This window comes from Mesorhizobium sp. M00.F.Ca.ET.216.01.1.1 (assembly GCF_004010325.2).
GTDB lineage: Bacteria > Pseudomonadota > Alphaproteobacteria > Rhizobiales > Rhizobiaceae > Mesorhizobium.
In genome coordinates, this window is the sequence record NZ_SADR02000406.1 from 1 (window position 1) to 313 (window position 313).

The 313-nt window shown below is 61.0% G+C and carries 1 protein-coding gene; it reads right to left on the minus strand.

Annotated elements, in window-relative coordinates; translation table 11 throughout:
- Positions 1–313, minus strand: a 313-nt coding sequence (locus tag EN859_RS36695) for an SDR family NAD(P)-dependent oxidoreductase (RefSeq protein ID WP_135913714.1), incomplete at both ends; no start/stop codon positions are given.

Genomic DNA, 313 nt, shown 5'->3' on the forward strand with positions numbered 1-313 from the left:
ACGTTGTAGGCGAGATTGCCGGGTGGAGTGGTGATGCCTTGCTTGGAACCGGTGTTGATGATCAGGGCGGGCTTTCCCGACGCCAGCATGCGCGGCGCGAAAGCCTCGACGCCATGCACAACCCCCCAGAAATTGATGTCAAAAAGTCGCTTCCAGGCATCTCGATTTTCCCATGGCTTGCCAGGGTTGTTGCCGACGCCCGCGTTGTTCATCAGCACCGAGACCGCACCGAAGGCGTTATGGGCAGTTTCGGCCAGCCGATCGACCTCGTCGGCCCTGGAAACATCCGTGGCGAGCGCGAGAACATCGCCGC